The organism is Streptomyces viridosporus T7A, assembly GCF_008704515.1.
Lineage (GTDB): Bacteria > Actinomycetota > Actinomycetes > Streptomycetales > Streptomycetaceae > Streptomyces > Streptomyces viridosporus.
The window spans coordinates 105396-126066 of the sequence record NZ_CP023700.1; the positions used below are offsets into that span (position 1 = coordinate 105396).

Consider the following 20671-nt stretch of genomic DNA (forward strand, 5'->3'; position numbering starts at 1 on the left):
CCCGGAACGGTTCAAACCTCGGTGCCGACGGGTGCGTAGGCGAGGTAGTAGGCGATCTCTTCCGGCCGGGCGAGGCTGCGGCGGGCCAGAACCCACCGGTCGTGCATGGGCTGATCACCGTCGAAGTCGTAGATGACCGGCAGTTTCGCCGCGGCCCAGTCGTAGACGCGCGGCCCCTTCGCCCCGTCACCGCAGGAATGACGTTCCCAGGCCTCGTCCGGTGCTTGGGCGATGACGAGATCGATCCGGCCCAGTACGGGGACGGGCTGGGACTTCGGGACGGCCAGGACGTAGCCGACGCCGGCTTCCTCCAGCATCCGCCGCAGCCGCCATTCCCGGCCATGGGTCACCCAGGCGATGGGCAGTGGCGAGGCCAGGGCCCGCTGGATCATGGCTTTGGCGAGATCGCCCTTGGTCGCGAAGTCGCGGTCGTCGGGTATCTTCGCCGCCTCGCAGCGGTCCCGGTCGCCGATCCAGGACTTCGGCTGGGGGTCGGCCCCTCCGGGGAATACAACTCCCGGTCCACCAGTGCCCGTCCGTACCGGGAAGCGTAGGCGGCGAAGACCCCGATCTGGCTGGGGGTACTCCCTCTGGGGGATTCTCCGTACGGCCGGCAGTCCCCGAGTACTGCCGCTGGACGCCGGCCGCGACCGTGCCCTTCTTCAGAAAGCCGGTGTCGTCGATGATCAGCACACCGTCCGGCTCCCCGAGCTTCTCGGCGACGTACTCCTGCAGGTCGTCACGCACCGCGTCAGGACTCCCGCGTGCACGGTTCAGCAGATTCTGCAGACCCGCAGGGGTGCGGTGGCCCGCGTACTCGGCCGGCTGCCTGGGGGTTGGCCCCTGCGGGGACTGTTCTTCCGGCCCACCGGGCCGAGCAGGCCATGGATGCAGGCCCGCATCTGCCGCCGTAGGTCCACTCGCCCGAACCGGTGACCGACCCGCACAAGCACCTCCTCCAACTCCGCCGACCAGACGTCGGGCCGCACATCCCGCATGACAATCACAACGGACCGCGACGGTGGAGGTTACGAACTTCCGGCACCGGACGCCACGGCAGCCCAACAGACCCAAGAAGACGCCTCTGACCAGCAGAGATAGCGAACCGCAACTGGAGTACTAGTGCGGGCGCGGTCGGTGTCGCACGCCGGGAGTGCTCCATACGGAGGGCCGACGGGTCGGACGATCCCGCGGCCGGCGGCCCGCGGTGAATGTTAAAGTGGCGCCCGTGAGCGGAATTTAAAGATTTCCAGGGAACGACCGGCAGCTGCCCGTGCGATGACGGGCCGACCCCGGCACAGCCGTAGCGACAGGCAGGCGTGCCCCAGCGGGTGATCGGCTTCCGTCGCGCTGGTGAGCCCTCGGTGTGATGCGAGGGTCGACGGCCGCGGACGCGGGCTTCGCAGATTGCGCCGGTCGTGCAGCAGGCCTTTTCCCGTCCCTGTGCTCCCCGTGCTTCCGCGCACGCCTCCCTGGAAACCGGAGTTGTTCTCTCCATGTCTGTGCCGGCTCACGCCACCACCCTGTCCCGCTCCCGCTGGGTCCCCCTCGTCTTCCTCGCCGTGCTCCAGCTCCTCATCGCGGTCGACGTGACCGTCGTGAATATCGCCCTGCCCGCCATCCGCGACAGCTTCGACGTCGACACCCGCCAACTCACCTGGGTCGTCACGGGATACACCATCATGGGAGGCGGTCTGCTCATGGTGGGCGGGCGCGTCGCCGACCTCTTCGGGCGGCGGCGGACCCTCCTGCTCGGCGCCTTCCTATTCGGCGCGTCGTCCCTGGCCGCAGGTCTCGCCCCGAACCTGGAGCTGCTCGTGCTCGCACGGTTCGGGCAGGGCGCCGGCGAGGCCCTCTCCCTGCCCGCCGCGATGTCGCTCATCGCGCTGCTCTTCCCTGAACCCACCGCCCGTTCCAAGGCGTTGAGCGTGTGGGCGTCGGTCGCGAGCGTCGGCCTCGTCCTCGGCTTCCTGCTCTCCGGGGTCATCACCCAGCTCTTCAGCTGGCGTTGGATCTTCCTGATCAACATTCCCCTCGTCAGTCTCGTCCTCGTCGCCGTGCTGCTGCTGGTCAAGAAGGACGAGACGAGCGACCGCGCCCCCATCAACCTGCCCGGCGCACTGCTCTTCACGGCCGCGCCGCTGCTGCTCATCTTCGGCGTCATCGAGCTGGGCGAGGACGAGCCCCGGCTGTCGCTCGCCCTGGGGAGCCTGCTCGCGGCCGCGGCGTGCGCGGCCGCGTTCGTCGCCGTCGAACGGCGCACGCCCCAGCCCCTGGTGCCCCTGACGTTCTTCAGGAACCGCGTCCGCATGGTCGCCAACGGCGCCACGGTCCTGCTCAGCGCCGCCCTGTCGACCTCCTTCTTCCTGTTGACCATGCATCTTCAGGAAGAGCGCGACCTGTCCCCCATCGAGGCGGGACTCTCCTTCCTGCCCCTCGCCGTCAGCCTCATCCTCGCCTCGACCCTCGTGCCCCGCCTCATCGAACGCATCGGCATCACCGGTGCGGCGGTGCTCGGCATGGTGCTCGCGGTCCTCGGCATCGGCTGCTTCGCCCTGCTGCCCAGTGACGACTCGCTCGTCACCAGCGTCTTCCCTGGCATGATCCTGCTCGCCTGCGGGATGGTCACCGGCCTGGTCGCCCTCCAGAACGCCGCCCTGCACGCGGTCACCGAGGCCGACGCGGGCGTGGCGTCCGGGGTGCAGCGCTGCGCCGACCAGCTCGGCGGCGCGAGCGGCATCGCCGTCTACGTCAGCGTCGGCTTCTCGCCCCACCTCAGCGGCGGCTGGGACCCGTTCACCGTGGCGTACGGTCTCGCCGCGGCCGGTCTGATCGCGGCCGTCGTCGCCTTTCTGGCCATGTCCCCGCGCCGCCGTCTCGCCGCCCCGCAGGAGCCGCAGGACTGACCGCACCGCGTAACGGAGGCCGCGGCAGCCCAGCGGTCGAGGGCCCGCGTCCGGCACCATCCGCCGGGCGCGGGCCCTCGCGCGTCCGCACTCCCCGAGGCTTGCCCCCGCCGCCGATTACCGATTTCCTATCCGCGGTAATGCACCGGAAATCGAGAGACCGTGGCGGTGCGGTCGCGCCGACTCCCGGATAAGTTCCGTGGGCGTTGTCAGGTTGAGTGAGTACTTGGGGATGCGCGCGGTTTCGGGACGGGGCTGGCCGTGATGGTGACGGTGGTTCAGGTTGCGGCGGGTCGGCCTGTGGTTCCGGTGATCTGGTCCCAGACGGCGAAGCGGACGGTCATCTCGGTGCGGTATTCGGGTGCGGTCATCAGGTGGCGGCGGGGCCGGAAGTGGGGTGAGATGCCGCTGAACTCGGCCAGGAACCGCTGCGCGGCACCCATCGAGCGGAAGCCTTTCATGGCGCGCTCGCGCTGCCGGGTGGGCTGGTGGCTGTTCTCGGCCCGGTTGTTCAGCCCCTGGTGGGAGCGGTGCTCGACCGAGGGCATCACCTCGCGGTGGGCCGCACCGTAGGAGCGGAGCTTGCCGGTGACCACCACCCGCGGCACCGACCGGGTCTTCTTCATCAGCTTCCGGAAGAAGCGCCTGGCTGCGGCCGTGTCCCGCTTGCTCTGGACGAGGATGTCGAGCACGTTGCCGTCGGCGTCGACCGCGCGCCACAGGTACCGCTGCCGGCCCTGGATCTTGACGAAGACCTCGTCGAGATGCCATTTGTCGCCCGGCTTCGGGCGGCGCCGGCGCAGCGCGTTGGCGTAGGCGGGGCCGAACCGGCGCGTCCACTGGTGGATCGTCTCGTAGGAGACCTCGATGCCGCGCTCCAGCATCAGCTCCTCGACGTCGCACAGGCTCAGGGCGAAGCGGTGGTACAGCCACACGCAGTGCGCGATGATCTCCGGCGGGAAGCGGAAACCCTGGTACGACGGCGCGTCCACGAGCAGCCCCTCCAGCGACCCCCACCAGACAGATGATCATGCCACCGGAGAAGGGCTCCGCTCAACCTGACAACACCCTACCGAGAGCTGCGCAAACCGCTGGACGCGGCCGTCTTCGTCGACGAACTGCGCGAGCAGATGACCACCGAACTGACGCTGCTGAATGACCGGATGCCCAGGCTGGGCTGGCTGGACATCGCCGAGCGGAAGTCCGGGGCGATCCGGCTGGCCCCGGCCGAGGCTCAGCCCGAGCCGAAGAACCTGCGCCGGATCAAGAGCGAGGTACAGCGTCGGTGGGGCGTCGTGCCGCTCGTCGACATGCGCAAGGAAGCGGTGCTGCGTACCGGGTGTCTGGACGCGGTCACCTCCGTCTCCGGCGGCGGCAGCCTTTCGGCGGAGGTCCTGGCCGAGCGCCTGCTCCTGGTGATCTACGCCTACGGCACGAACACCGGGATCAAGGCCGTCGCCTCCGGCGGCCACGGCCACACCGAGGACGAACTGCGCTACGTCCGCCGCCGGTACCTGACCCCGGAGACGGCCCGGCAGATCGCCATCGAGATCGCGAACGCCACCTTCGCCGCCCGCAGTACCGAGTTGTGGGGCCAGGGCTCGACCGCGGTTGCCTCCGACTCCACGCACGTGCGGGCCTACGACCAGAACCTCTTCACCGAGTGGCACTCGCGCTACGGCGGCCGTGGGGTGCTCATCTACTGGCACGTGGAGAAGAAGTCCTTGGCCATCCACTCCCAGCTGATCAACTGCACCGCCTCCGAGGTCGCCGCGATGGCCGAGGGGGCGATGCGGCACGGCACCACCATGGACGTCGAGGCCAACTACACAGACAGTCATGGCCAGTCGGAGATCGAGTTCGGCGTCACGAGGCTGCTGAACTTCGACCTGCTGCCGCGCATCAAGCGGATCAACAACGTGAAGCTGTACCGGCCGGTGGCCGGCGAACCGGACGCCTACCCGCAGCTCACCCCGGCGCTGACCCGTCCGATCCGCTGGGAACTCATCGCCCAGTAGTACGACCAGATGATCAAGTACGCGACCGCGATCCGGACCCGTACCGCGTCCACCGAGGCGATCCTGCGCCGCTTCACCCGCAACGCCTCCCATCCCACCTACGCGGCGATGTTGGAGGTCGGCCGCGCCCAGAAGACCATCTTCGTGGCCCGCTATCTGCGGCTGAGGGACCTTCAGCGGGAGATCGAGGAGGGCCTGAACGTGATGGAGTCCTCCAACGGCGCGAACTTCGTGATCGCCTACGGCAAGGGCGGGGAGATCGCATCGAACCGGCGCGACGAGCAGGAGATGTTCGTCCTGTGCCTGCGGATTCTGCAATCGGCTCTGGTCTTCGTGAACACTCTGATGGTCCAGGACATCCTCGGCGAACCGGAGTGGGTGGACCTCCTCACGCCTGCGGACCGGTGCGGCCTGACCCCGCTGTTCTGGTCCCACGTCCGGCCCTACGGCGAGGTCAACCTCGACATGGGCACCCGCCTCAGCCTCGCCGCGGCCTCCATACCATGCTCTCGGGCCCCGGCCGACCAGGCGGCGCGATCCACCGTGGAGAACAAATGAACCTGCGCAGCACTGCGAGCGGGGGCCGTACAGGCGTCTCGCGTGGCGAGACCCCGACGCGTGGCTGCCCCGGGCTCGTGGCGCGGTGATCTGGATCGCGATCTCCATGAACGCCTTCAACCGGGTCACCGGTCATGAGCAAGTACCCCGCCCACGCGAGCCCGGTGGATTTCGGGAAGTGATCCGGACGCGGCCGGGGATGTCCGTTCAGAACACGCGGTCGCGCCGGATGTGGTGTGGGATCAGGTCGAGGAAGGCATGCAGCGCCCGCGTCGGCGGACGCGTCGCGGAGGCGACCACGCTGAGCGTCCAGGCCAGTCGGGCGTCCGCGAGGGGGACGGTACAAACGGCGTCCCCGGCCGCCGCGGCGAAGTCCGGGGGCAGCAGCGCCACGCCCAAGCCGTGCGCCACGTAGTCCGCGATCGTGGTGATGTCCGAGACCTCGATGAGGACCCGCCGAGACAGCTCCTCCTTCGTAAACGCGTCGTCCGCGATCTGGCGTTGCCCGAAACCGGCGGGCATGTCGACGAAGGATTCCCCGGCGATGTCTCTGAGCCGCACACGCTTCCGGCGGGCCAGTGGGTGATCGGCGGGGACCAGCAGCTGGACCTCGTACCTCTTGATGGCCCTCGATCTGAGGTGTTCGTCCTTGATGTCGGCTCCTACGAAGGCCACGTCGACGTGGCTCTCCTTGATCCGCTCGATCAGCCCGGAGGTTCCCCGCTGGGAGGTCTCGGTACGCAACCGGACCTCGGGATGACGGCGGTGGAATTCACCGGCCAGCGCGGGTACGTCGATCACCGTCAGCCCGCTGAGGACGCCAACGGTGAGGCTGCCGCGCAGCCCCGTGGAGAGCGGCTCCACTGCCGCCCGGGCCCGGTCGAGTACCTCGATCGCGGTCCGCGCCTCGGGGAGGAACGCCGAGCCGGCCTCCGTCAGTCTGACCGACCGCGTGGAGCGGAGGAGCAGTTCGGTCCGGAGTTCGTGCTCTAGGGCCTTGATGCCGGCCGAGAGCGTGGACTGAGTGACGTGCAGCCGCTGAGCCGCCCGCGTGAAGTTCAGCTCCTCGGCGACGGCGATGAAGTACTCCAGCCGCTTCTGGTCCACACTCACCTCATTCATCGGTATGCCCGATCGAATATTCGAAAACATTCGTTGGACACGATAGCCGGGCAGGGCGACTGTTGTCGTGCGGGCCAACGTCCGGACCAGGAAACGTCAGCGAAAGAGGACGACCATGCGCGTACTGCTCACCGGCGGCACCGGCTACATCGGAGCCGCGGTGCTCGATCGGCTCATCTCCGGCGGCCACCAGGTCACTGCCCTGGTCCGCTCAGCCGAGAAGGCCGAGCTGGTGCGGGCCAAGGGCGCCGAGCCTGCGGTTGCCGACCTGGCAGATGGCCACGCCCTGGAGGAACTCGCGACTGCGAGCGACGGCGTGATCCACCTGGCGTCGCCAGGCGACGAGACCAGCGCGACCGTCGACGAGGTCGCCGTCACCAGCTTCCTGCACGCGCTGCGGAACACGGACCGGCCGTTCGTGCACACCACCGGCGTCTGGCTGCACGGCAGCGGTTCGGCGATCACCGAGTCGTCCGGAATGAACGCCCCGCGGCTGACCGCCTGGCGGGCGCCGCTCGACAAGCTCGTGCGCGACGCGCAGAGCGTCCGGACCTCGGTCATCGCACCGGCAGTGGTGTACGGCCACGGCGGCGGTCTGCTGAACCTCGTCGCCGCCGGTCCTCGAACCACCGGAAACACCCCGGCGCTCACCATGATCGGTTCCGGTGACCAGCACTGGAGCACCGTGCACGTGGACGACCTGGCCGAGCTTTACGTGCTCGCGCTGGAGAAGGCCCCGGCCCGTTCGTACTTCATCGGCGCCAGCGGTACGAACCCGACCGTACGGGAGATCACCGAAGCGGTGAGCCGCTCCGTCGGCCTGGCCGGACGCGTCGAGCCCGAACCCGTCGTGCAGACGCTCGACCGGCTCGGCCTGCTCGGCGAGGCCCTTCTCCTCGACCAGCAGGCTTCGGGCGACACGGCCCGGCGTGTCCTGGGTTGGACCCCCACGGGACCGTCGGTCCTCGACGACATCGCGCGTACTGACTTCTGAGAAAGGACCGCGCCCCGGGCCCCGCCGCAGGCGGGACCCGACCGGCCATCGGCGGCCGGGCCGACCGGGCCCTGCCCGGCCGCAACCCTTCTTGAGGAACTTCGGCATGAGTACTCCCACCGCTCCAACCGGGTCAGGTCATCGCCGTCCTGCTGGGCCCGGTCCCCAGTCGGCGGAACAGTCCCGCCCATCCGTGCCTCGCGGCGGCTCGCTGGCCGTCGCGGCAGCCATCGCAGCCGGCATGGTGGTGCCGGTACAGGCCCGTCTGAACGGCGAGCTGAGTCATCGCCTCGACGACGGCATCGCCGCGGCGGCGATCAGTTTCTCGGGCGGACTCGTCCTGTTGTCCCTCCTCGCGCTCTTCTCCCCCGGGCTGCGCGGCGCGCTGCGCCGCCTGGCCGGCGCTTCACGGGATGGCCGGCTCCCCCGCCGGTACCTGCTGGCCGGTGTGCTCGGCGGCACGTTCGCCCTGGCCCAGTCCACCGCCGCGCTGGTCACTGGAGTCGCCATGTTCACCGTGTCGGCCATCGCCGGTCAGACTTTCGGCGGTCTGATCGTGGACAGCCGGGGTATCGGCGGCGGCCTGCGGCAGCGCCCGGGCGCCGCCCGGCTCACGGGAGCGGCCGTCATCCTGGTGGCCGCAGTCGTGTCCGCCCTGCCCCGTTTCGCCGACACCCTCGCGCCGGCCACGATCATCCTGCCGGCCCTCGCCGCCATCGCCGCCGGCTTCCTCCTCGGTGTGCAGCAGGCACTCAACGGAGCGACGACGGCCGCGTCGGGCTCGCCGATCGCAGCGACCTGGCTCAACTTCCTTGTCGGTGCGGTGTTCCTCGCCGCGGCCTGGGGGGTGAAAACACTCGTGCAGGGGACCGCGGGGGACCCGCTGCCCACCAGCTTGTGGGTCTACCTCGGTGGTCTGTGCGGCGTGGTGTTCATCGGCGCCTCGGCGTTCCTGGTGCGCCGGATCGGTGTCCTGCTGCTGAGCATGGCCTCTATCGCGGGGCAGCTCGCCAGTTCGATCGCCCTGGACTTCCTGGTCCCTTCGGGCGGTCGGTCCCCCTCCGTCCTCACCGTCCTCGGTGCGTTGCTCACGTTTGGCGCCGTCTGGATTGCCTCCCGACGCCCTCGTAACACCACCGCGAAGTGATCCACATCCGCGCCCGGACCGGACGCGGACCCGACCCACCACCCCTCTCTCGATGGAGAAGCAACACAGTGCCGCCCACGGCACGAAAGGAACCACAGGTGTCCCAGAACCAGCCGCAGAACAACGAACGCATCCTGATCAAGGGCGCATACCTGATGACGCAGGACGACAAGCTCGGCAACTTCGTGGGCGACATCCTCATCGCCCACGGCAGGATCCTCAAGGTCGACCGGGACCTGTCCGACGACCGGGCCAGGGTCATCGACGGCACAGGGAACGCCGTGCTGCCCGGTTTCATTGATACCCACCGCCACAACTGGCAGGGAGCGCTGCGCAATCTCGGCCCCGCCTGGACCTACCAGGAGTACCGCAGCCAGGTGCAAATCGGCCTCGGACAGTACTTCGACCCCCGGGACGTACACATCGGCAACCTGGCGGCGGACCTGATGTCCCTCGACTCCGGGGTGACGACCGTTCGGGACGAATCGCACATCAGCAACAGCCCCGAGCACTCGGACGCGGCGATCACCGCGCACTGGGAGTCGGGCATCCGTGCCGTCTTCGACCACGGCTGGCCGTCGACGGAGGCCGAACAGTGGCAGTTCGGCAGCGACCGCACCCACCCCGACGACATTCGGCGCATCCGCAACGAGGTGCTCTCCGACGACTCGGCGCGGGTGACCCTCAACGCAATGCTCCGCGGACCGGAGCTGTCCACCCCCGATGTGTCCGAGCGTGACATCCGGCTCGCCCGTGAACTGGGCCTGCGCATCAGCATGCACGTGGGCCTCGGCGAGTGGGGGGCGGAGCAGCAGGCCGTACGGCAACTGGAGGAGGCCGGGCTGCTCGCCTCCGACATGACGTTCATCCACCTGTGCACGTCGACCGACGAGGAGCTGAGAATGCTGGCCGCACGTGGCGCCACCGCTTCCGTGGCCGGCGCCCTCGAGGTCTTCATGCCGGGCCTAGGCCAGCCGGCCACCAACCGGCTGCTGGCCGCCGGTGTCCGCCCGAGCCTCAGCGTGGACACCGAGACGATCGTAAGCGGTGACATGTTCGGCGTCATGCGGGCGACCCTCGCCTACCAGCAGCTGATCCTCGCCGGTGCGGCCGGGCCCATGGACCGTGTTCCCGGCCTGCCCACGTTCAACGCCGCCGATCTGCTGTCCTTCGCGACCATCGAGGGCGCACGGGCCGCGGGGATCGACGACCGCACCGGCAGCCTGACCCCGGGCAAGGAGGCAGACCTGATCATGATCCGCCTCGATCACGCCAACATGCTGCCCGCCACGGACGTCGCGGCCACGATCGTCGCGGGCGGCCACGCCGGCAATGTCGACCTGGTCGTGGTGGCCGGTGCCATCCTCAAGGAGAACGGTGTACTGAAGGGAGGCGACGCCGTCTTCGACGAGGCCGCGGCCTCCCGTGACCGGCTCTTCCACGCCGCCGGTCTGCCGCTCCCGGTCTGAGCCGACCACCAGGCAGGCACGGGGCCGACGCGAACGACGACCCGGCCGACAGATGCACGTCACCGTGGCGCACCGGAAGCCGCTTCGACACGCAACCGGCGTCCCCGTAGCGGCAGAGCTGCGCACCCGTGCCACCGCCCTGATTCGCGCTCTGGGCCGCCGTCGCGGTAAATGCCGGATTTACTGCGGCAGACCCCCTATGGTGATCTTCGCGACCTGCGGCGGACTCTCCGACCGCCGCAGGCGAGGTGTACGCATTTACTGCGGCAGGACCGGAGGGGCGGGACGGACGTGGCGATCGAACCGGTGACCGAACTCGGGAGCAGGGGCGTGCTGCGTGTGCCGCGCGCCCGGGTGGTGCCCCTGTCCGCCCCGCCCGCGTCGTACACCGCAGCGGTCGAGCGATACCTCACCGGCGCCGGGATCGCGAAGTCCTCCGCGCGGATCTACCGGATCTCGCTGACGACGTGGGGATGGATGCTCGCCGGGGAACCGGCGCCGACCGGACCCGCCCGCCGGGGCGCGAAGCCGCCCGTCTTCCCCGTTGCCCCGACCGAGCGGGTGGCGGCGGGAGATCGCGGTGCGCCAGCCGCGCCGCTCGGACCACACCAAGGCAGGAGCCGGCGCCTGCGGGGCGTCGCACAGGTGCGGGTGTGACTAGCGCGGCCGGCTCCAGCTGGAGGGCTCCACTGCCCTCCACCGGTCGTCGGTGAACTTTTGTCCGCAGTCCGCACACACCGGCCCCCGCGTCTCCCGTGCCGCGGCTTCCTGCTCCTGGCGGCACCGCTCCTCCTCCCGGGCCACCTGCCGGCGGCGGGCGACGTAGGCGTTCCGGCGGGGGTTGCCGATCGCGTCCAGCAGCGACTGGCGGTGGTCACGGCCGAAGCGCCAGAACGCGGGCCCAACCCGGCCGTCTTCCCCGCCGACGCGGGGGTGTCCCGCCGGTCTTGTGGTTCTGGCAAACCAACAACCTCAGTGGAGCCCGCGGCGGTGCGCCTCGCGGCGGATCCACGCCGCGTGCCGGACGGCGCGCTCTGCCCGCTCTCGTGCCTCGCCCGTCAGGTGGTCCGGGATGGGCTTCGGCTTGCCGTTCGGTTCCAACAGCAGGTCGGCTTTGTGGGTGAGCGGCAGAATGTTCGCGCTGTCGTAGCAGTCCGACCAGCCGATCCGGTGGCCCGACGGTGGGCACACCCAGTCGGCGTGCACGGTGGCCAGCAGGTGGTGGGCGGGCTCCCCACCGAGATTCGTTTCGTGCGGCTCCGGCAGAAGGCGGGCGATGAACTCAGCGGCGTTGACGCGGCCTGCGGGCATGAGTCCTCCCGGACTCTTCTGCAGTCGTACCCCGACTGCGATAGGCCCCGCGCCTGCCGCTGACGGTACAGCACCCGACGGTTCAGCGCCCCAGCAATGCAGGGCGCCACCTTTGACGGAGTTTCACTTTTCCTTCACACGGTAGCTATCGTCAGCGCTTCAACAATCACCCTGAGGGGCCTCATGACCAACCCGTACACACCTCCGGCAACACGGCCCGCACCGAAGTGGGCGCGAAAGCGCTACGTGCTGCCCGCGCTCGGCTTCGCGTTCTTCATCGGTATCGGAGCCGGCGCCAGCGACCCGCAGCCGCCCAAGGACAACGCCAAGCCGCTCGCGGCCCGGCCGTCCGCTACCGTCACCGAAACCGTGACCGCGAGCCCGACCGCTAAGCCGAAGCCGGCGCCCACCGTCACCGAAACCGAGACAGTTGAGGTGGAGGTGACACAGACCGTCACCGAGGAACCCGCCAGCGGCAGTGGCGGCGGGTCCGGATACAGCAGCAGTGATGGTGGCAGCAGTGGCGGGGGCAGTGTGTACTACGAGAACTGCGCTGCAGCCCGCGCTGCTGGTGCCGCGCCCGTCCAGCGTGGCGAGCCCGGCTACGGCAGCCACCTCGACCGTGACGGCGACGGAACCGGCTGCGACTGGGGCTGACAGGCGGCAGGCCCGCCTCAATGGGGGACTTGCACGTCCTCCCCGCCGACCCGGGGGTGTTCTGCTGTCTTTGTTAACGCTCCCTGAAAGTTGGCCCCTGGCGCGTCTTTGAAATCTGCCCCCGGTGTGATTGATCGTCCAGTGCCCTGGTCATGTCGGCAGGTTGTCAGCCATGGATGCCAGAATCGGCGGCGTGCCGCTGTGCGACTACTTCTCCGCCTCTGACAACCAGGCCGCCGTCGCGGTTCTCCAGGCTCCGGGAGGGCCGGGGCAGGCCGAGCTCGACGTGGTCTTCCTCAAGAACATCGACCCGGTCGTCGCGATCGTCCAACTCGAAGCCATCATGACGGGCTGCAGCTACGAGAAAGCCAGCGAACGCCCGCGGTCCGGAGAACTGCTGTCGTCGCCGGAAGACGGCCCGCCCTTTGTGGTCAGCGTGTCGGACACCCTGGTCTATGCCCTTGCCACGGCCGCGCAGGACGACCTCGTTCGCTTTGCCGAGCCGTGGTCAATGACCGATGAACTCCGGCAACTCGGGATCAGCGTCGATGTCACGGCCGGCATTCTGAAGAGCCTGATCGGACTGGCTCAACGCGCTCAGGCGGACGGCCGGCGCTTGTATTGCTGGTGGTCGCTGTGACTCGCCGGTATCCGGGGTCGTTGTCCTTGCTGAGCAGTTCGCGTCGCTGTCGGGTGCGGAGGAGTCTCCGGTGAAGGGCATGACCTCTGCGCTTCCGCACCGGGGTCGCATGAGTGTGAGGCCGAATCGTCCTCCCCGCCGACGCGGGGGTGCTCCGTACCGCAGGTCAGAGCCGGGATTCCCGACGGTCACCAGCTGGTAGGCAGAGGACCAGCCGCCTCACCGCTCTACCGCCCCAGATCAGCAACGGTGAGACACCAGACAGGCAGCACCAGACCTGCCACCATCGTCTGGTCGACTGCGGGTGGCCGGGGTCTTGATCGGGGGAGCCATGGGGAAGAACACGCGGCCGGCGGGCCTGCTGGCCGCTGTGCTGATGACGGTGACGGGCTGCACGGCTCAGTCCGCCACGCCCGAGGCGGAACCGGACCTGTGCCCGCCTCCGGCGTACGCGGTCGACATCTCACCTCCCCGCGACGCCGGCCCCGTCGAAGACGTCGACCTGGGGGACCTGGAGTGCGCCGACGAGGCCACCGGCATGAGCACCGTGAAAATCACGGCGACCAACGACGACCCGGACCGGGACGCCCGGTATGAGGTCACCGTGGAGTTCCTCGCCGCCGACGGCGATGTGGTCGCCACCGAGACGGCGCATCTGGGCACGGTGGCCGCGCAGAGCCACGGAACCGGCGAGGTGTTCGTCGCGCGGCCGGACAACGGCAAAGGCCTGGCCGTGCGCCTGATCAAGGTGGAGCGGGAGTTCGCCGCCGACGATGCCGAGCAGCCGACCAGCAGCGATCCGTCGGCGCTGGAGGCGGCGATGGAGGTGTTCGTCCGTGAAGGCCTGGTGCCCCCCGGCACCCCGTACGGCGCCTGCCCCGCCGCCGCACCGCAGGCGTGGTGGATCGGCGAGCAGACCAACTGCTGGGCACCCCGGTCCGCTCCGCCCGCCGTTCCCACCGCTCCGGTCCCGGTCCCTCCCGGCACGGTGTGCGCCGACGGCTGGATCTCCGGTTCCACCGGGCGGGGCACCTGCTCACACCACGGCGGCATCGCTCCCTGACCCCTCGGGCAGCGCCGGCAACCAGGAGATGGCAAACGCCCCAGCACCAGGTCCTCTCCCCGGGGAACCGGGACCCACCCCCGGCAGAACCTCCGCAATGATCGTTTCCCCTGCCCCGACGTCCGGCCCGGCGGCGGCACCGCGGCCGCGGGTGCGAGCGGGGCCGCGGCCCCGCAGCGACGGACGGGTCAGGTGATCTTGCGGGCGGACAGCGGGCTGGAGTCGGGGACGGCCCGGATGCCGGGAACGTTGTCGGCACGGAGTCTGGCGGCCACCGCGCCGGCGCTGATCTCACCGGCCTCGTACTGGCTGGTGCGGGCTGCCACTATCTGCGCGACCGTCAGGACGCTCCCGACCGGGAGACCCGCGAACGCCTCGCGTATGTGGCGGGCGACGTCACGGCGGGCTTGGGGCACCTTGACCGTCGCCGGCCTGCCGGCGGGCGTGGTCTTCTGTGCCCCCAGTCCGGGGGCCGGGAGGTCTGCGACCGAGAGGGCCGGTGCCCCTCCCTCCGGGCGCTGCCAGCGCCGGCAGAACGCCTCCGCCAGATGGTCCGCCCGGGCCAGGATGGCCTCCTCGTCCCACTGCGCGGGCAGGGAACGGTTCAACGACAGCGCGCTGTGCAGGAGGATGTCGGAGCGCTTGCGCTCCCAGGGGCCGTTGGAGACTGCTGGGTTGAGCTTGCGGGTGAGCAGGGTCAGGTTCCCCAGCGTGTGGACGAGTATCTGCCGGCGCTGATGAGCCTCGACGCTGCCGCGGCCTGCGCTCTCGGGAAGCGGCCAGTGTTCCTCCCAGGCCTGGGGCAGCAGGTGCTCGATCGTCAGTTCCCCGTCGTGGACGATCCGCTCGGTCTTGCCCGAGTACAGCGTGGCCTCCAGCTCGGCCAGCAGCAGCCGCAACCGGGTGCGGGTGAGATGCTTGTACAGCGGATGCGAGCGGAAGACGTAGCGGATGTCGTGGTCGCGGGGCCAGAAGCCGGAGTCGGCGTCCTGCCGGAGCAGGAAGTCGGTCACCACTGCCGGGTCGTCCTTGGCCTTCAGCTCCTTGAGCAGTTCCAGGAAGAGCCGGTTGTAGTTCTTCGTCGTCAGACGGCAGACCGTGCGGCGCATCAGGTAGGAGTCCAGGGCCAGCATCGCGCCGGCCCGGTCGTCCTCGTCGAAGCGGGTGACCAGCCACAGCAGTACGGGCAGAACGGTGTTGGCGTCCAGGACACCGACGGTGTGCAGGAATCGGCCCTCCGGGGTGGCCGGCTGTTCCTCGGCCGTCAGCCGCCGGTAGGCACCTGCCCGGTCCACCATGCGCCGCATCACGTCGACCAGGGCTATCTCGGAGTCCGCGAGGTACCTGCGGAAGGTCAAGAAGAGCTCGGGAGCCAGTACCTCCTCGGCGAGTTCGCAGGTCAGGTACTGCGTGAGGAAGACGTCCAGCCGGGGGCGCTTCAGCCTTCCCTGCCGTATCTCCTTGCGCCAGTCGGGCGTCTCCAGCTGCGCCCACACGTCCCGGTAGAGCTCCTCCACCGGGAGCCCCTGTTCCTCCGCCTTTTGGAAGACGAGGTTCTTGACGAGGTCGGAGGCCTGCAGCGGGGTGCCGCGGTCGTTGAGCGCTTCGAAGATGACCTGGGCGTTGTCCTCGGGCTTGAGATCGATAACGACGAGCTCGAACTTGTCCCGCAGCACGCGCACCAAGGCGTCGAAGCCCTCGTCCACGGTGCTCTCGTACATCAGCTCCCGTGCCCACTCGATGGTGCGGTCGCGGAAGAACCGGTACGCCTGGACGATCGCCGAGGCACCCGGAGCAGCAGGGGCGGCGACGTCGACGGACCGCCGCGGCCCACCGTCCACGACTGCGCGGAAGGGCACCCGGTCGATGTTGGTGGGCCACACCTTGTAGACCGCGTGCGGGTCGTCCGTCATGTCATCGTCGTTGGCGGTGAGCTTGGCGAGCGCGCGCACGTACCTGTCCTGGACGTCGAGCTCCCTTGCCACGTCGCGTACCGCCGCGAGGAGGACCTGCAGCGTCGTCAGCCGCTGCTGGCCGTCGATGACCTGCCGGGCAGGCATCGACCCCGTAGGGGTCGGCATCTGATCCAGCACCACGGCGCCGAGGAAGTGCGGATGGACCTCCTCCCCCGCCAGCCTCCGACGGACCAGGGCAGTGACGTCCTCCCACAACGGGCGCCAATTCCTGTCCTCGGTCCAGACGTACGGCCGCTGGAAGACCGGGACGACAAGACGCTGGTCCGGTCCGAACAGCCCGTGCAGCGTCATCGATGTGGCTTCCACCGCTGCTCCTCGTCTTCCGTGTCCCCGCCTGCCCCGCCGACCGGGTTCAAGCCCTCACCAGCGACCGGCCGGATGCCGCCTCTGCCCGGTTCCCGCTGCACCCGCTTTCAAGGCCTGAGGCCCCGTCAAGATCTTACCGAGCGAAACCTTTTACACGTGGGAGTGTCCCTTTCCGTCACGGTGTCTCCACGTTACGAGGGAGGACTCACCGGCGGCCCCGGCCAAAAACCCGAAGATGGTCTTCGCCGATAACTTGGCTCGGCCCCGGCCGGGCGCGGCGGAGTATCCAACGGGATGACGTGCTCGCCCTACGGCGTCCGCGCGATGCCGTGCCCGAGGGTCCGCCGGCCGTTCCGCTCGGCCACGTCCGGGCGCTCGCCGTCGTCCAGGAGTGCGGCGGGCTCGATCCGCTCGACGGGCAGAAGCCGCAGGGCCGTGTCCGTCGTCGGCGTGCTCCTGGTGGTGCTCGGGCCGGTGCCGAGAGGGCGTCGAAGGGTGCTCACCGGGGGAGCCTCCCACGCGCGCGGGGTACGTCGCGACCGGTCCGCCAGTTGCATTCTGGGTCGTGCCCTGGGTCACCTCGGGGTTCGTCGGCGCGGGCCGTGGAGGTGTACCCCGACCCGGGCGACAAGGGATGCGCCGCCGGCGGCCGGTACGCCGACTCCTTGTCTGGGGAGCCCTCAGTTCTCCGACGGGATGCGCGCGGCGATCTCCTTCGCCAGCCGGTCCGCCTCCGGCGACATCGGCCCCTCCTGCTGCGCCACCGTCAGCAGCAGCCGCAGCAGATCATACGCCTCCTCCAGGGTCAGCAACGCCAGCCGCTGGGCCATGGGATCCACCGGCGCGTGCCCGCTCTCATCCGGGCCGAGGTGCTCGTCGTCATCCATGATCAGCGCAACGACTCCCCGGGCGCCACGGTCACCCACAAGTTCTGGGGCGGCCCCACCGATAAACGATCACACCGACCGATGGCGGATATGGGAACGGGCATGCAGCATGGAAGACAGGCAGACCTTACGGGATAACGGTTTGAGCGCTTCCCCTGTCGAGGACCGCGCGCTGCTCTCAGACCGGCACTCGGCGTTCTCCTGAACCTGACCGTACGATCGACCGGCTGTGCTTTCTCCTTCTCGAGAGTCGGTCGGCTTCCGCACGACCCTCGACGCCGAGCCCGGGCGTCGGCCCATCCGTCCGGTCGCCGGGTCGGCGCGGAGCGGCATCCGGGAGGTCCGCGGCCGCCCCGCCCCGACTCTGCCTGCCCGACGTGAATCCCGGCGCAGGAGAGGATTCCATGGCCGAAGTGATCGCCTTCGACGTGAACGAGACGCTGCTCGATCTGCGTGCTCTCGACAAGCCGTTCCAGGAACTGTTCGGCTCGGCGGCGGTGCGCCAGCAGTGGTTCACGCTCATGCTGCAGCTTGTGTTTGTAGGGGGCCTGACCGGCTCGTACGTGGACTACACAACGGCACAGCGTGCGGCGCTAAACATGCTCGCGCGCCGCGAGGGAGTGCCGCTCACGGATGGGGAAGCGGCACGGACGGTGGAGCTGATGAGCTCGCTGCCTCCGCATCCCGAGGTCCCGGCAGCACTGGCGAGACTGGCGGACTCGCCCTTGCGGGTCGTGACGCTGACCAACTCCGTCGAGAGGGTGGGGGAGGCACAGCTGCGGAACGCGGGGATCCGTGACCTGTTCGACCGTGTGATCTCGGCCGACAGCGTGCGCCGCCTCAAACCCGCGCCCGAGCCCTACCTCAGCGTCGCCGACGCCTTCGGCATCGAGCCCGGGGACGTGCGGTTGGTGGCCGCTCACTCGTGGGACGTCACTGGAGCCCTCAGCGCGGGATGCAAGGCGGCCTTCGTCAGCCGACCGGGGGCGGTGCTGAGCCCACTGGGCCCACAGCCCGACATCGTTGCGCCGGACATCAGCGGTGTAGTGGACCGCATCCTGGCAGCCGCAGGCTCGGAAGGCCGATGATGGAATGATCTTTTGGCCTCCCTGACCTGATGCCTTACGCCGCGGTTCGTGCGCAGCCCAGAGGGATCACACGCGCCGTGGCGGTCGCCGTAGCGATCACCGCCTCATCGGAATCAAGGAGCAAAGCGAGTAATTGTCAAGACCTGTGGATCGATGGCTATGTGCGGGGTCTGGCTTTGGTGTCGCTGTGACCGCGCAGGAGTTTCAGGCGAGGCTCTCGAGGAAGTCCGCGAGCGCGGTGTGCAGGATCTCAGGCTCTTCCAAGTGCAGGTCGTGACCGGTGCCGGGGATGCTCATAGCCATGGTAGCGGGTCGCTGCCGGAACATCTCGTCGGCTTCCCGCGCCGGGATGAAGCCGGACTGGGCCAGGACGACCAGGGTGGGACACGCGACCTGCCCCCACTCGTGCCGGAAGGAACGCCGGGCGTTCTCCGCCAGCGAGCGGACCATCACGTCCCGGTCGAAGCGAGGCCACCATCCGCCCGCGCGTTCCTCCAGCCCGGCCGCCCAGCCCGCGCCGACCGGTCCGCCGCCGAGGAACGCGGCTGCCGCTTCGCGTGAGGGAAACGGTGTCGGCCATGAGTCGAGCCAGTCGCCGATGTCCACGGGGCCGTCCGGGTTTGCACCGCCGGGGCCGGCCTCGACGAGCACAAGAGCGCGGACGCGCCCGGGCTGTGCGGCGGCGGTGAGCATGGCCGTGTGCCCGCCCAGCGACTGGCCGACCAGGACGGGGTGCCGCAGCGCCAGCTGATCGACAACGGCGATGACGTCGGCGACGTAGGCGGCACGGGAGACGTCCCGCGGGCGGTGCTGGCTGGCGCCGTGCCCGCGCTGGTCGACCGCGACGACCCGATACCGGGAGCTCAAGCGCCCGGCCAGCACGTCCCATTCACCCGCGTGACCGGCCAGGCCGTGCAGCAACACGAGGGGCTGTCCCGGCCCGCCCCAGTCCCGGCAGGCAAGCCGGACACCGTCTCGCACCACCACGTGTTCGGACCATGCCACGCCGGAGCCTCCAGGGAATCGGCCGGCCTCGATCATGCCGCAACCGCCTCGGGACGCTCGACGAGACGGGCGCGGTTCTGGGCGCAGCGGGCGGCTCCCTGGATCGGTACGGAGAGACGTCCAGCGGCTTCGCGGAGGATGACTTCGGCGAGGGCGCCGCGGCCATCGTTCCTCGGCAGGGTGACGGCGTGGCGCTGGACGTCGGCGGCGACCGCGCGGGCGTGCCCGGTCAGCTGGAGGGCGATCTGCTCGTAGTCGCGGGACGTGAGGTTCGGGTTCTGCCACGCGAGGACGGCGGTGACGAGCGCTTCGTACGGGGCGCGGTCCAGAGGGAGTTCGGCGGCGACCAGGTCGTGGGAGTCGTGGAGCACGGTGTAGGTGTCGCTCACCGGTGCCTCGCCGCGTCGCCCCGGCCGTGGTCGCTGGCGCGGTCGTCCGGGGCGGCCTGGGTGAGGAAGCGGGCGTAGCCGCGGTCGGCGTGGGCGAGCAGCGCCGGGGAGGGCTGGCCGAAGGCGGGCGGCTGGAGACCGGGGCCTTCGGCTGCGGGTCCGGTGGGTGTGGGCGCCCGCACGGCACGCCCACACCGGGGTGCTCCAAGATGGGACCCCAGCATCGTCACGGAGGGGAATCAGTGCCTGGCCTTGGGTGGGAGGACTGGACAGCCGCGGGAGTGGACCCGAACCGTCTGCCGGCCGACTGGGGCTGGAAGGTCACACGCCCTTCAGGCCGCGGCTTCGACGACGACCCCGTCGACTACGCCGCCTCCCTGCGCGACCGCCGCAGCATCCTCATCGAAGAAACACCCGGCATACCGCTACGGCGTCGCAAGCAGCCATGGCACCGCGCAGCACCACATGCATCAGGTGCCAGCTCCTTGCCGTTCACGATCGAGATCCCGTTCGGGCTGTGGATCTTCACTCTGGTCCCGAACGACGACGAGGAGCACTCGGGACGGACCTGGAGCCAGAAGATATGGTTCCGGGTACCGGCCTGGTGGGCGCTGGGCCCCCAAGGGCGCACAGCGGCAGCACTGCTCACCCGACTGGAGAAGCTGACCTGGGACGAGATCCTCACCCTGCGCCGCTCCTACAACAAGGCATGGCCGACCGATCGCGAAGACCCCGCTTGGTATGAGGCACAGGACCTCGCCGCGACCGCCGACCGGGCCACGCTGAAGAACGCACTGATCAAGCACACGGAAGCAGCACTGGGCCGAGCAGCCCGCATCCACGGCAAGCGCGTACGGGACTTCTCAGACGAACAGAAAACCGTGTGCTTCGCCGCCGCGGCCCTCGCCATCGAAGACCTCTCCCCCAGCCTCGCCCACCGCCTCTACGGCCCGCTCCGCCTCGCCCTCGGCGACACCCACACCTACCCCGTCCCCGCATGGGCCGACGGCCTGTAACCCGAGGCGAACTCACGGACGTGTCCCCGGAGCCCGGGAATCACATGATCGTCAGCACCGGCGACAGAGGCCAACGTCCGAGCATCGCAGTCCAGTTCAAGCAGGTGGCTCGTCCGAGC

19 protein-coding genes and 2 pseudogenes are annotated in these 20671 nt (G+C 69.6%); 11 read left to right on the forward strand and 10 right to left on the reverse strand.

The annotated features are described in order from the left end of the window. Positions 1–14: 14 nt before the first annotated feature. Positions 15–998 (reverse strand): annotated as a pseudogene (locus tag CP969_RS34720) (IS701 family transposase); the annotation flags it as partial. A 498-nt stretch (positions 999–1496) separates the two neighbouring features. Here CP969_RS34720 and lmr(A) point away from each other — a divergent pair. Further along, positions 1497–2906: a lincomycin efflux MFS transporter Lmr(A) gene (gene lmr(A), locus CP969_RS00610; protein WP_051044475.1), complete on the forward strand. Its 1410-nt coding sequence runs from the start codon at positions 1497–1499 to the stop codon at positions 2904–2906. Between the two features lie 278 nt (positions 2907–3184). Here lmr(A) and CP969_RS00615 read toward each other — a convergent pair whose 3' ends face one another. Next, positions 3185–3898 (reverse strand): IS6 family transposase, encoded by a 714-nt coding sequence (locus CP969_RS00615; RefSeq protein ID WP_016828422.1) that lies wholly within the window; start codon positions 3896–3898, stop codon positions 3185–3187. 318 nt (positions 3899–4216) lie between these two features. Between CP969_RS00615 and CP969_RS33460 the strand changes: the two are divergent. Further along, a pseudogene (locus CP969_RS33460) lies at positions 4217–5482 on the forward strand (transposase). Positions 5483–5689: 207 nt separating this feature from the next. On the opposite strand, the gene CP969_RS00630 reads toward CP969_RS33460, so the two are convergent. Continuing rightward, positions 5690–6589 (reverse strand): LysR family transcriptional regulator, encoded by a 900-nt coding sequence (locus CP969_RS00630; protein ID WP_016828419.1) that lies wholly within the window; start codon positions 6587–6589, stop codon positions 5690–5692. 130 nt (positions 6590–6719) lie between these two features. Between CP969_RS00630 and CP969_RS00635 the strand changes: the two genes are divergently transcribed. The 4 genes from CP969_RS00635 (at position 6720) to CP969_RS33465 (ending at position 10871) form a co-directional block, all read left to right on the forward strand. Next, positions 6720–7598 carry an NAD-dependent epimerase/dehydratase family protein gene (locus CP969_RS00635; protein WP_016828418.1) on the forward strand — a complete coding sequence of 293 codons (879 nt, stop codon included), beginning with the start codon at positions 6720–6722 and terminating at the stop codon, positions 7596–7598. Between the two features lie 193 nt (positions 7599–7791). Continuing rightward, complete coding sequence (locus tag CP969_RS00640) at positions 7792–8745, forward strand: DMT family transporter (RefSeq protein WP_016828417.1); 954 nt, start codon at positions 7792–7794, stop codon at positions 8743–8745. Positions 8746–8843: 98 nt separating this feature from the next. Next, positions 8844–10214 carry an amidohydrolase family protein gene (locus CP969_RS00645; protein ID WP_016828416.1) on the forward strand — a complete coding sequence of 457 codons (1371 nt, stop codon included), beginning with the start codon at positions 8844–8846 and terminating at the stop codon, positions 10212–10214. Between the two features lie 291 nt (positions 10215–10505). Then, positions 10506–10871: a hypothetical protein gene (locus CP969_RS33465; RefSeq protein ID WP_016828415.1), complete on the forward strand. Its 366-nt coding sequence runs from the start codon at positions 10506–10508 to the stop codon at positions 10869–10871. A 315-nt stretch (positions 10872–11186) separates the two neighbouring features. On the opposite strand, the gene CP969_RS00655 is transcribed toward CP969_RS33465, so the two are convergent. After that, complete coding sequence (locus tag CP969_RS00655; RefSeq protein ID WP_016828413.1) at positions 11187–11525, reverse strand: hypothetical protein; 339 nt, start codon at positions 11523–11525, stop codon at positions 11187–11189. Between the two features lie 183 nt (positions 11526–11708). Here CP969_RS00655 and CP969_RS00660 point away from each other — a divergent pair, with 183 nt between their 5' ends. From CP969_RS00660 to CP969_RS00670, 3 genes are all read left to right on the forward strand, one after another. After that, complete coding sequence (locus CP969_RS00660) at positions 11709–12182, forward strand: excalibur calcium-binding domain-containing protein (protein ID WP_078495552.1); 474 nt, start codon at positions 11709–11711, stop codon at positions 12180–12182. 172 nt (positions 12183–12354) lie between these two features. After that, a complete protein-coding gene (locus CP969_RS00665; RefSeq protein WP_016828411.1) occupies positions 12355–12822 on the forward strand; it encodes a hypothetical protein in 468 nt (155 codons plus the stop codon). A 331-nt stretch (positions 12823–13153) separates the two neighbouring features. Continuing rightward, positions 13154–13885, forward strand: a complete 732-nt coding sequence (locus tag CP969_RS00670; RefSeq protein ID WP_016828410.1) for a flagellar basal body L-ring protein FlgH — start codon at positions 13154–13156, stop codon at positions 13883–13885. A gap of 188 nt (positions 13886–14073) precedes the next feature. Here the strand turns inward: CP969_RS00670 and CP969_RS00675 are convergent, their stop codons facing one another. From CP969_RS00675 to CP969_RS00685, 3 genes are all read right to left on the reverse strand, one after another. Next, positions 14074–16167, reverse strand: coding sequence for a DUF262 domain-containing protein (locus CP969_RS00675; protein ID WP_144055287.1), 2094 nt, complete (start codon positions 16165–16167; stop codon positions 14074–14076). A gap of 308 nt (positions 16168–16475) precedes the next feature. After that, positions 16476–16670 carry a hypothetical protein gene (locus CP969_RS00680; RefSeq protein WP_016828408.1) on the reverse strand — a complete coding sequence of 65 codons (195 nt, stop codon included), beginning with the start codon at positions 16668–16670 and terminating at the stop codon, positions 16476–16478. A gap of 177 nt (positions 16671–16847) precedes the next feature. After that, positions 16848–17054 carry a DUF6417 family protein gene (locus CP969_RS00685; protein WP_039831385.1) on the reverse strand — a complete coding sequence of 69 codons (207 nt, stop codon included), beginning with the start codon at positions 17052–17054 and terminating at the stop codon, positions 16848–16850. A 404-nt stretch (positions 17055–17458) separates the two neighbouring features. Here CP969_RS00685 and CP969_RS00690 point away from each other — a divergent pair, with 404 nt between their 5' ends. Continuing rightward, positions 17459–18142, forward strand: a complete 684-nt coding sequence (locus CP969_RS00690; RefSeq protein ID WP_016828406.1) for a haloacid dehalogenase type II — start codon at positions 17459–17461, stop codon at positions 18140–18142. A gap of 204 nt (positions 18143–18346) precedes the next feature. On the opposite strand, the gene CP969_RS00695 is transcribed toward CP969_RS00690, so the two are convergent. The 3 genes from CP969_RS00695 to CP969_RS00705 are packed head-to-tail and all read right to left on the reverse strand — an operon-like array spanning position 18347 to position 19718. After that, positions 18347–19147, reverse strand: a complete 801-nt coding sequence (locus tag CP969_RS00695; protein ID WP_026085582.1) for an alpha/beta fold hydrolase — start codon at positions 19145–19147, stop codon at positions 18347–18349. Between the two features lie 32 nt (positions 19148–19179). Beyond that, entirely contained in the window at positions 19180–19536 is a 357-nt protein-coding gene (locus tag CP969_RS00700) for a hypothetical protein (protein WP_016828404.1), read from the reverse strand. Further along, the gene (locus CP969_RS00705) at positions 19533–19718 is read right to left on the reverse strand and encodes a hypothetical protein (protein WP_016828403.1); all 186 of its coding nucleotides are present in this window, start codon (positions 19716–19718) and stop codon (positions 19533–19535) included. The genes CP969_RS00700 and CP969_RS00705 overlap by 4 nt, the downstream gene beginning before the upstream one ends. 303 nt (positions 19719–20021) lie before the next feature. Here CP969_RS00705 and CP969_RS00710 point away from each other — a divergent pair, with 303 nt between their 5' ends. Beyond that, on the forward strand, positions 20022–20552 hold the full coding sequence (locus tag CP969_RS00710; protein WP_016828402.1) for a hypothetical protein: 531 nt from the start codon (positions 20022–20024) through the stop codon (positions 20550–20552). Positions 20553–20671 lie beyond the last annotated feature (119 nt).

Coding starts and splice junctions, on each gene's coding strand:
- CP969_RS00635 (WP_016828418.1), top strand. CDS start 6,720: ATGCGCGTACTGCTCACCGGCGGCACCGGCTACATCGGAGCCGCGGTG.
- CP969_RS00655 (WP_016828413.1), bottom strand. CDS start 11,525: ATGCCCGCAGGCCGCGTCAACGCCGCTGAGTTCATCGCCCGCCTTCTG.
- CP969_RS00660 (WP_078495552.1), top strand. CDS start 11,709: ATGACCAACCCGTACACACCTCCGGCAACACGGCCCGCACCGAAGTGG.
- CP969_RS00665 (WP_016828411.1), top strand. CDS start 12,355: ATGGATGCCAGAATCGGCGGCGTGCCGCTGTGCGACTACTTCTCCGCC.
- CP969_RS00670 (WP_016828410.1), top strand. CDS start 13,154: ATGGGGAAGAACACGCGGCCGGCGGGCCTGCTGGCCGCTGTGCTGATG.
- CP969_RS00685 (WP_039831385.1), bottom strand. CDS start 17,054: ATGGATGACGACGAGCACCTCGGCCCGGATGAGAGCGGGCACGCGCCG.
- CP969_RS00690 (WP_016828406.1), top strand. CDS start 17,459: ATGGCCGAAGTGATCGCCTTCGACGTGAACGAGACGCTGCTCGATCTG.